Annotated in this window: 10 protein-coding genes and 1 riboswitch; of the genes, 4 read left to right on the top strand and 6 right to left on the bottom strand. The window is 46.7% G+C overall.

What is annotated here, in order from left to right; all coding sequences use genetic code 11:
• Positions 1-481 precede the first annotated feature (481 nt).
• The 4 genes from pduF (at position 482) to ldtA (ending at position 4522) form a co-directional block, all read left to right on the top strand.
• Positions 482-1273 (top strand): propanediol diffusion facilitator PduF, encoded by a 792-nt coding sequence (gene pduF / locus K0335_RS20625; protein WP_024256672.1) that lies wholly within the window; start codon positions 482-484, stop codon positions 1271-1273.
• A 194-nt stretch (positions 1274-1467) separates the two neighbouring features.
• Positions 1468-2385, top strand: a complete 918-nt coding sequence (pocR, locus tag K0335_RS20620) for a regulatory protein PocR (protein ID WP_000622360.1) — start codon at positions 1468-1470, stop codon at positions 2383-2385.
• A gap of 120 nt (positions 2386-2505) precedes the next feature.
• A riboswitch (cobalamin riboswitch) is annotated at positions 2506-2681 on the top strand.
• A gap of 217 nt (positions 2682-2898) precedes the next feature.
• On the top strand, positions 2899-3369 hold the full coding sequence (locus K0335_RS20615; protein WP_046077397.1) for a hypothetical protein: 471 nt from the start codon (positions 2899-2901) through the stop codon (positions 3367-3369).
• Between the two features lie 226 nt (positions 3370-3595).
• Positions 3596-4522 (top strand): L,D-transpeptidase, encoded by a 927-nt coding sequence (ldtA, locus tag K0335_RS20610; protein WP_000621210.1) that lies wholly within the window; start codon positions 3596-3598, stop codon positions 4520-4522.
• Positions 4523-4588: 66 nt separating this feature from the next.
• On the opposite strand, the gene K0335_RS20605 is transcribed toward ldtA, so the two are convergent.
• From K0335_RS20605 to cutD, 6 genes are read right to left on the bottom strand one after another with little or no spacing between them, the layout of a single operon-like run.
• Positions 4589-4918, bottom strand: a complete 330-nt coding sequence (locus K0335_RS20605) for a multidrug efflux SMR transporter (RefSeq protein WP_000481836.1) — start codon at positions 4916-4918, stop codon at positions 4589-4591.
• 15 nt (positions 4919-4933) lie between these two features.
• Positions 4934-5335 carry a multidrug efflux SMR transporter gene (locus tag K0335_RS20600; RefSeq protein WP_000095891.1) on the bottom strand — a complete coding sequence of 134 codons (402 nt, stop codon included), beginning with the start codon at positions 5333-5335 and terminating at the stop codon, positions 4934-4936.
• A 32-nt stretch (positions 5336-5367) separates the two neighbouring features.
• Positions 5368-6033, bottom strand: coding sequence for a hypothetical protein (locus K0335_RS20595; protein WP_000139440.1), 666 nt, complete (start codon positions 6031-6033; stop codon positions 5368-5370).
• 11 nt (positions 6034-6044) lie between these two features.
• Positions 6045-6665 (bottom strand): phosphate propanoyltransferase, encoded by a 621-nt coding sequence (locus K0335_RS20590; RefSeq protein WP_000564323.1) that lies wholly within the window; start codon positions 6663-6665, stop codon positions 6045-6047.
• On the bottom strand, positions 6662-7126 hold the full coding sequence (locus tag K0335_RS20585; protein WP_104920339.1) for a BMC domain-containing protein: 465 nt from the start codon (positions 7124-7126) through the stop codon (positions 6662-6664). Before K0335_RS20585 ends, K0335_RS20590 begins: the two co-directional genes overlap by 4 nt.
• Before the next feature lie 11 nt (positions 7127-7137).
• A complete protein-coding gene (cutD, locus tag K0335_RS20580) occupies positions 7138-8085 on the bottom strand; it encodes a choline TMA-lyase-activating enzyme (protein ID WP_001275638.1) in 948 nt (315 codons plus the stop codon).
• Positions 8086-8113: the final 28 nt, after the last annotated feature.

Genomic DNA, 8113 nt, shown 5'->3' with positions numbered 1-8113 from the left:
CGTGGCTGCAACCCTACTAGCTCAAAATTTATTCACACATGGTTACGCTTTGGGGAAATTATGAGGGGATCTCTCAGGGCGTAGTATAAAATTGCTGTATGTTTTTATATCGTCATGTTTTAAAAGAAAAATAAAAATGATGTGAATAGCATTTTTTAGAGATCGTCCTTGCAGAATAATTTTATTATTGGTGACTTTAAATAAAAAATTTGCTACGCGCGAAAAAGCTTGTGATGGATGTAAAAAAACAAACATTAAGAAATAACGGTTTTTTGTTATTAACAACATGAGATGTAATAGGGATTCTTTCAGTAGGAATACGCAAATATTAAGCAATTTGAAAGCAATAATTTAATATCAAAAGACCAAATTTTATTAAAAATATTCCGCAGGTGAGCAACAAATTCATATGCAGGCGTTTCTATAGTAACGCCCGTAACTACGGTTAATCAGCGACAGACTCAACCAGGAAGGTGTCATGATGAAAGATTCACTGAAAGCGCAATGTATCGCCGAGTTTTTAGGCACCGGGCTATTTCTGTTTTTCGGCATTGGCTGCGTTTGTGCAGCAAAACTTGCCGGGGCAAGCCTTGGGCTTTGGGAAATTTGTATTATTTGGGGGCTGGGGATTTCCCTGGCGGTTTACCTGACAGCAGGGATCTCGGGTGCGCATTTAAATCCTGCGGTCACAATCGCATTGTGGTTATTTGCCCGTTTTCCTGCGCATAAGGTGTTGCCATATTCGTTAGCGCAGTTTGCTGGCGCTTTTAGTGGAGCTGTGCTCGCATGGTTCCTGTACAGCAACCTTTTTGTCGAGTATGAAACGGCACACAATATGGTGCGTGGCAGCGTAGAAAGTCTGGCTGTTGCGGGTGTCTTTAGTACTTACCCGGCGGCAGCGCTGAGTATCTGGCAGGCGTTGCTGGTGGAAATAGTCATCACATCTATCCTGATGGGCTTAATCATGGCATTAACCGATGACGGTAACGGTGTGCCGAAAGGGCCGTTAGCGCCTTTGTTAATTGGTATTCTGGTTGCGGTCATTGGTGCCTCCATGGGACCGTTGACAGGGTTTGCAATGAACCCGGCGCGTGACTTTGGTCCAAAACTGTTCGCATGGCTTGCCGGATGGGGCAATGTAGCGATGACAGGTGGCCGTGATATTCCCTATTTTATTGTGCCAATAATAGCTCCGGTAATAGGTGCCTGTGGCGGAGCTGCAATTTATCGTTATTTTATTGGTAACAACTTACCCACGAATGAATCGGCGTGATTTTAAGCTGTTAGCCATTTTTATAACGCTATTTCGTGATCTGCTTTCCCGAACTGAACAAAAAGTCTCCCCTCAAAAGGAGACTTTTGTTATTGTCCGTTTTGTTTTCTGGCAATGAAATGGAATGGTAACGCAGAAAAACAAAATTCGCTTTATATATTCATTATATCAATAATTCAAATAAGGGATTTTATATGATTTCTGCCAGTACATTAAACTCAGAACTCATTAATAAAATCGCGCAGGATTTTGCACAAGCTACCAGCCTGGCGGTTGTCATTGTGAACATCCACGGTGACGAAATTTCGCAACTTTTTAACTTTACCCCTTTTTGCCAACTGATGCGCCAACATCCTCAGCATAGCGAACGCTGCCGAATGAGTGATCGCTGCGGTGGCTTTGAGTCGTCAAAGTCTGAAAAGCCGTGTATTTATCGCTGCCATGCGGGGTTAACAGATTTTTCGATTCCATTGGTGATTGCCGGTCATTTGGTTGGTTTTGTGTTATGTGGTCAGGTGCGTTTACGTAATGATGGCGATGCTGATTTAGTTGATATTTTAAATATCGATAATTGTTGGCAAGCTGATCCTGATTTACTGAATGAATTTCGCAAAGTTCCAGAGATGGATTATTCAAGAGTGATGGCGTCTGCCGACCTGCTGAAGCTTATTGTTGAAAACTGTCTTAAGAATCAGCTCAATTTTATTGTTATCAAAGAGAGTAAGCCAGGTTCTGAAATAGCCCGTCAAAGTCGAGCATCAAGTCCGCACGATAATAAAATGAAAAAAGCATTGCGTTATATCGATGCACATTTATCAGACGATTTGCGTCTGGAGGATGTGGCCTCTCACGTTTATCTAAGCCCTTATTATTTCAGTAAATTATTTAAAAAATATAATGGAATTGGTTTTAATGCTTGGGTTAATCAACAGAGAATGGCCAGCGCCCGTGAATTACTTAGCCACAGTGACTGGAGTATTAGCAGCATTGCGCGAAATCTCGGTTTCTCGCAAACCAGCTATTTTTGCAAAGTGTTTCGTCAGACATACCAGATAACACCGCAAGCATATCGTCAGCAAATCAACGAAAATGCTATTGCACAGATGGCCTGATTAATTGGTAAATAATATGGAGGTTTTGTAAATTCGTCATGCTTCAGGTTGCATATGCTGCAACGCGAATTATTTAAAGTACAGACGTAAATATCGTGTTATGAGCAAAATGAAATCAGCTCATAACATTAGCTGACAGGTTTGGCACATTTGTGCCAGGGAAGAGGGTGAGAATCCCTCACAGCCCCCGCTGCTGTGATGCTGACAACCCCGCAAATACCACTGACTGAGAGGTCGGGAAGGGCGGGAGAGGATGACGCTAAGCCAGAAGACCTGCCTGTCGGTTATAACCAACAACTTCGGTGGGAAGTGGGTTTCCCGGAAGCGTCTGGCAGAGTACTGACGCGTCTTACACCCCTACCACCCTGAGAAAGGATCAGGGTATGGCGGCAAATGTAGGTGAATCACTCAAAAGAGTGATAACAAAAGAGATTCAATTCATAAAGTTACAAACTGCTTTTACGGCGGAGTTAAATTCTACTCACAACAAAGCGTCAGGTGGGGGCTTATGGTATGCAAACGATAAAGCCTGACTCGATAGCTTTGTTTTGCTTCTTACAGGGCGACATTAATCTGGCAAACCGATTGGCGGATGTGTTGCCGATAACCTGTTTTATTGGTGAGGAGTGGCAACAGGAATTTTTGCCATTTAACGGTGGGCCAGCGCAATCGTTAAGGGATGCTTTTACGGATTATTCGGTGCTGATTTTTATTGCTAATAGTGCAACAGCAGTGCCAGAAATAAGCCACTATCCTGAAGGGCCAGCGTTGATTTTGATTGAAAAACTCAGCGATTACCAGGCTCGAGCATTAGCCAGTTCTTCAGGTAAAGCGACATCGCTAATACAGTATCTGAATAACGTCATTGCAGAGTTCAGGTATGAGAATTCATCAGGTAAGTCTGTTTTTTGCCAGCCGTTAATCCGTGGATATCATCGACAGAGCGATATGGCTTGCGAAGCAAGGCTGGTGGCTTCAAGGTAGCGGTGTGACTCTATCCTGAGACGGATAACAAACGCAATGTTGTCGGATAAAGCATTTACGCTGTATCCGGCATGAACAAAGAATGCGAGGTCAATAATCTGCACTACGTTCTTTTAAGTTAAGCGACAACCTTTACTGCGTCGCTGTGGCTTGTTGACCTGCTACCAGCGAAAAGTCTGATAAAAGCTATACTTATTGAATATCTGTCGCGACTAAGGAAAGGGAAATGATACGTCGTGTATGTATTCTTGGTTCTTTTATTCTACTTTCCGTCTGGCAAACGAGTCTGGCGGTAACTTACCCACTTCCACCAGAAGGTAGCCGATTAGTGGGTGCACCATTAACCATTCAGGTGCCTGAACATAACACACAACCACTGGAAACATTTGCAGCGCAGTACGGGCAAGGGCTCAGCAATATGCTGGAGGCAAACCCTGGTACTGATGTTTTTTTACCGAAATCAGGCTCAACACTGGTCGTGCCGCAACAGCTTATTCTTCCGGCAACAGTCCGTAAGGGGATGGTGGTGAATGTGGCTGAAATGCGCCTTTACTATTACCCACCAGACAGCCAGACCGTTGAAGTTTTTCCCATTGGCATCGGTCAGGCCGGGCGTGAAACGCCGCGCAATTGGGTAACGACGGTGGAGCGTAAACAGGAAGCGCCAACGTGGACACCAACGCCAAACACCCGCCGTGAATATGCAAAGCGTGGGGAGAGTCTGCCTGCGTTTATTCCCGCCGGGCCGGAAAACCCAATGGGGTTGTATGCCATCTATATTGGTCGCCTTTATGCTATTCATGGTACGAATGCCAATTTTGGTATTGGACTGAGGGTAAGTCAGGGATGTATTCGTCTGCGCGATAACGATATTAAATATCTGTTTGATAATGTTCCTGTTGGGACGCGCGTACAAATTATTGACCAGCCAGTGAAATACACCACAGAACCAGATGGCTCGAACTGGCTGGAAGTTCATGAACCGTTATCACGAAATCGTGCGGAGTTTGAGTCTGACAGAAAGGTGCCGTTACCAATTACCCCTGCGCTGCGTGCTTTTATCAATGGACAAGAGGTAGATGTACAACGTGCCAATGCCGCTATGGAACGTCGATCAGGAATGCCGGTGAATATCAATCGTACAGCATTTTGATATGTCAATTAGAATGCGCCATTTGTAAGCAATACAAATGGCGCTGTATAAAACACCCTTACGTCATTACATGCCTGAGAATACATTCATAATAATGCCGCCACTAATAATCAGCAGCATGGCAAAAATGGCGGGTAAATCGGGCTTTTGTTTATACAGAATCATCGAGAAAATTGTCACGCCGACAATCCCAAAGCCGCACCAGAGTGAATAGGCAACACCAACCGGAATAGTACTCATTGCCCTGGTCAGGGCGAAATAACACATTGAATAAGCACATACCACCAGAACAGAAGGCCACAGCCGGCTAAAACCGTTGGTTTTTTTGATCATTGATGTACCGGTTATTTCAGAACCGATGGAAAGTGCCAGCCATAAAAATCCAATATTAAACATGAGCAATTCCTTTTGTTAGTTAGCGATTTTTTTATCGAGGTTGGTAACTGGCGTTTCTTCCGCCTCTTCACTGCCCATTTTTGAGAACAGATTCATAATGACGATACCACTGGCGATGATGACCATACCAATAATGGCGGCGGTATCCGGGTGTTGACCGTAAAACAAAATCCCAAGGGTTGAGACCATCAAAATGCCAGTACCGGACCATGTGGCGTAAGCCAGACCAACGGGGATATCTTTTACTGCCCGTGAAAGCGAGTAGTAACAAATGCAATACAGTACGACGATCAGGGCCAGCAGCAGCGTTTTTGTCATCCCCTCACTGTTATCAAACATTTTAAGTGTGGATGTTGCAGAGGTTTCAGAAAGGATGACCAGTAACATCCATAGCCAGCATTTTGTTTTCGAAGACATATCTAAACTCCAGGTTTGTTATCGAGGTAAGGTTATTTTTTCTGTGCTTTCAAAAAATCGACCGCAGCATCGGTCAGTACGGCGTCGGGTGATTTTGCCAGTGCCGGATTATTGACGATATCGGTGACAGTCAGATAACGCCGCTGATGACTTACAGGCGATTGACTGCTGACGCCTGTTGCCAGTTTCTCCAGCATTTCATTCATGGAACATAACGTAATGCCACATTCGTTTAGGCCGGCGAGCGTGGCGGAAAGATGCGCCGCGTAGTCGCTGTGAACAGTACCGCGAAGCGCGTTTAATTCGCTGTGCGGATCGCAGTAATAACGCAGTGCCAGTACCGGAATACCCGCCAGTAGCGCATCGTGAACCCTTTGCGCTACCGGGCTTTGCAGCGTACCGTTGACAACATCTACAGCCAGCGGGTAACTCAAAAACGGCAGCAATAACGCTTTATAGGGCGTTGAAGGCAATTTTTGCTGCCATGTTTTAGCAGGTATCACGTCACCAATTTGCTGCCACCGTTCGCTATCACTGATTGTTTCATCCAGCGCCAGATGCAACCGTTCGCCACAACGAGCCAGCCGCTGATGAATCAGATCCCGATAGCCATCCGCAGATGTCACCATGACCAGTACCGCAGGTTGCAGCCGCTGGAGGATCAGGTTGACGATGGTGTCGATCTGTTGTTCGGTCATGATGGCCTCCCTTAGCGAATCAGTGTTACCTGCGCCCCGTTTTTCAGTCCGGCAGCATTGGCTTCTTCCGTATCGATATGCAGTTCAAGGGCAAAATCATCGCGCACCCGTACCACCACTTCATCGAACGTTAACTGGCGTTCACCGTGACTGCGAACACTCACCTTCCGCCCATTGCTGACATTCAACAGACGAGCATCCTGGGGAGACATATGAATATGCCGCCAGGCGCAAATGACTTGTGAATGCAACTCAACATGACCTTTCGGCCCCACCAACAGTGCGTCACCGGCATTTTCCAGTTGCCCGGATTCACGCACTGGCGCTTTAATGCCGAGAGTAAAACAATCGGCACGGGAGATTTCCAGCTGGCTTGTCGGGCGAACCGGGCCAAGTACGCGGACGTGAGTCAGAGAACCTTTCGGACCGACAACCGTCACACACTCTTCAGCGGCGAATTGCCCTGGCTGGCGCAACGGCTTAAAGGGCGTAAGTTGGTAGCCAACACCAAAAAGCGCTTCAACATCCTGCTGCGACAGATGCACATGACGATTAGAAACACCGACCGGAATTGTGGGGGCGGTATCGATCAGTCGCGTGGTGATTTTTTCCTGTAGCAGTGCGTCAATCATGCTTTTTTCCCTTTCTTATGCCCGTGGCTTTTCACTTCCACAATGGGGGCTTGCACTTCTTTCTCAGCTACAGGCATTGCAGTTTCAGTATCTGTAGAAACTTCAGCGGTTTCCTCGCAGACAGTCACTTCTGCAACTGTCGGCAGCTCTGCATGAGGTTTCTGGCCTGATTCGACACGTGGCGGATGACCTTTCAGGTTACTGAGTGCTTCAACCACACAGCGTTCCGGGCGAGCGATCACCAGTGATTTGGCCTGATGGTCGGTTGCAGATGCCACAGCAATACCACGTTCAATGGCCGTGTAAACTGCGCTGATTTCCCCCTCAAAACAGACGCTTACCAGCCCGGAACCTACTTTGCGATAACCAATACAGCTCACCCCGGCTGCTTTGCAGGCGGCATCTACGGCTTGAATTGCGGCTACAAGACCACGTGTTTCAATTACGCCTAAACTGTTCATTTACGGCTCCTTTAATGACGAACTAAGCGAATATCAAAATCGAACTGGGCGAAAAACGCCTCCAGTTTGTCCAGCTCTTCCACGCTGTATGACGGGTCTTCAACAATCGGGTAGGGCATCTCCAGTCGTTCATACTTTTTGCGCCCCAGCTGGTGGTACGGCAGCATATCGATTCGGCGAATATTGCCGCGTTTGGCCAGTTTCTGGACGTAGTCGATAGCACCGGTAATCGCTTCCCACGAATCGTTATAACCACGAATCAGCGGCATACGAACAATCACGTTGGCACCCGAATCCACCAGCCACTCCAGATTGCGACGCACGCCTTCGTTGCCAATTCCGAACAGCGTTTTATGGTGATTGCTATCGATCTGTTTGATATCGAACAGGAAGGTGTCGGTGACCGGAGCCAGCTTCTGATAGTTTGCAAGCGGGGTTGTACCCTGGGTTTCAACGGCGGTGTTGATCATCATCTTTTTGCATTCACTGAACAGGGCAACGGCAAAATCAGTTTGCAAGCTCATCTCACCGCCCCCAATAGTGACACCACCGCCGGAGGAGACGTAAAAGTCATAGTCCTGCATGATGATCTCCATCAGTTCACTGACCGTGACATCTTTACCCATGATATCCAGTGCATTTTGGGTGCAAATTTCTTCACACTTGCGACAACCAATACAGTCTTTATTACGGTTGACGAAATGCTTCATTTCTCCGTTGACTTCCGCGCGGTAGTGGATCCCCGCCGGGCATACATTGACGCAGTCGCCGCAGTTGATGCATTTATCCTGAGAGAACATCACCTGAAACTGGCTGCTTAACCCTTCCGGGTTGGCACACCACGGGCAGCGAAGATTGCAGCCTTTAAAAAAAATCAGTGTGCGGATACCGTCACCGTCGTAGATCGAATATTTCTGGATATTGAAAATTCGTCCGCTTAATTCTTTATTTGCGCTCACGCTTGCCTCCTGAAAATGTCGGACATCC

This window comes from Escherichia sp. GZ89 (assembly GCF_019366485.1).
GTDB classification, from domain to species: Bacteria; Pseudomonadota; Gammaproteobacteria; order Enterobacterales; family Enterobacteriaceae; genus Escherichia; species Escherichia fergusonii.
The sequence above is the reverse complement of the archived record's forward strand: the minus strand, read 5'-3'. Positions and strand labels throughout refer to the sequence as shown.

Bases quoted from the DNA above. Each gene is read 5' to 3' on its own strand.
- pduF (WP_024256672.1), top strand. From the start codon at position 482: ATGAAAGATTCACTGAAAGCGCAATGTATCGCCGAGTTTTTAGGCACC.
- pocR (WP_000622360.1), top strand. From the start codon at position 1,468: ATGATTTCTGCCAGTACATTAAACTCAGAACTCATTAATAAAATCGCG.
- K0335_RS20585 (WP_104920339.1), bottom strand. From the start codon at position 7,126: ATGAACAGTTTAGGCGTAATTGAAACACGTGGTCTTGTAGCCGCAATT.
- ldtA (WP_000621210.1), top strand. From the start codon at position 3,596: ATGATACGTCGTGTATGTATTCTTGGTTCTTTTATTCTACTTTCCGTC.
- K0335_RS20600 (WP_000095891.1), bottom strand. From the start codon at position 5,335: ATGTCTTCGAAAACAAAATGCTGGCTATGGATGTTACTGGTCATCCTT.
- K0335_RS20615 (WP_046077397.1), top strand. From the start codon at position 2,899: ATGCAAACGATAAAGCCTGACTCGATAGCTTTGTTTTGCTTCTTACAG.
- K0335_RS20605 (WP_000481836.1), bottom strand. From the start codon at position 4,918: ATGTTTAATATTGGATTTTTATGGCTGGCACTTTCCATCGGTTCTGAA.
- K0335_RS20590 (WP_000564323.1), bottom strand. From the start codon at position 6,665: ATGATTGACGCACTGCTACAGGAAAAAATCACCACGCGACTGATCGAT.
- K0335_RS20595 (WP_000139440.1), bottom strand. From the start codon at position 6,033: ATGACCGAACAACAGATCGACACCATCGTCAACCTGATCCTCCAGCGG.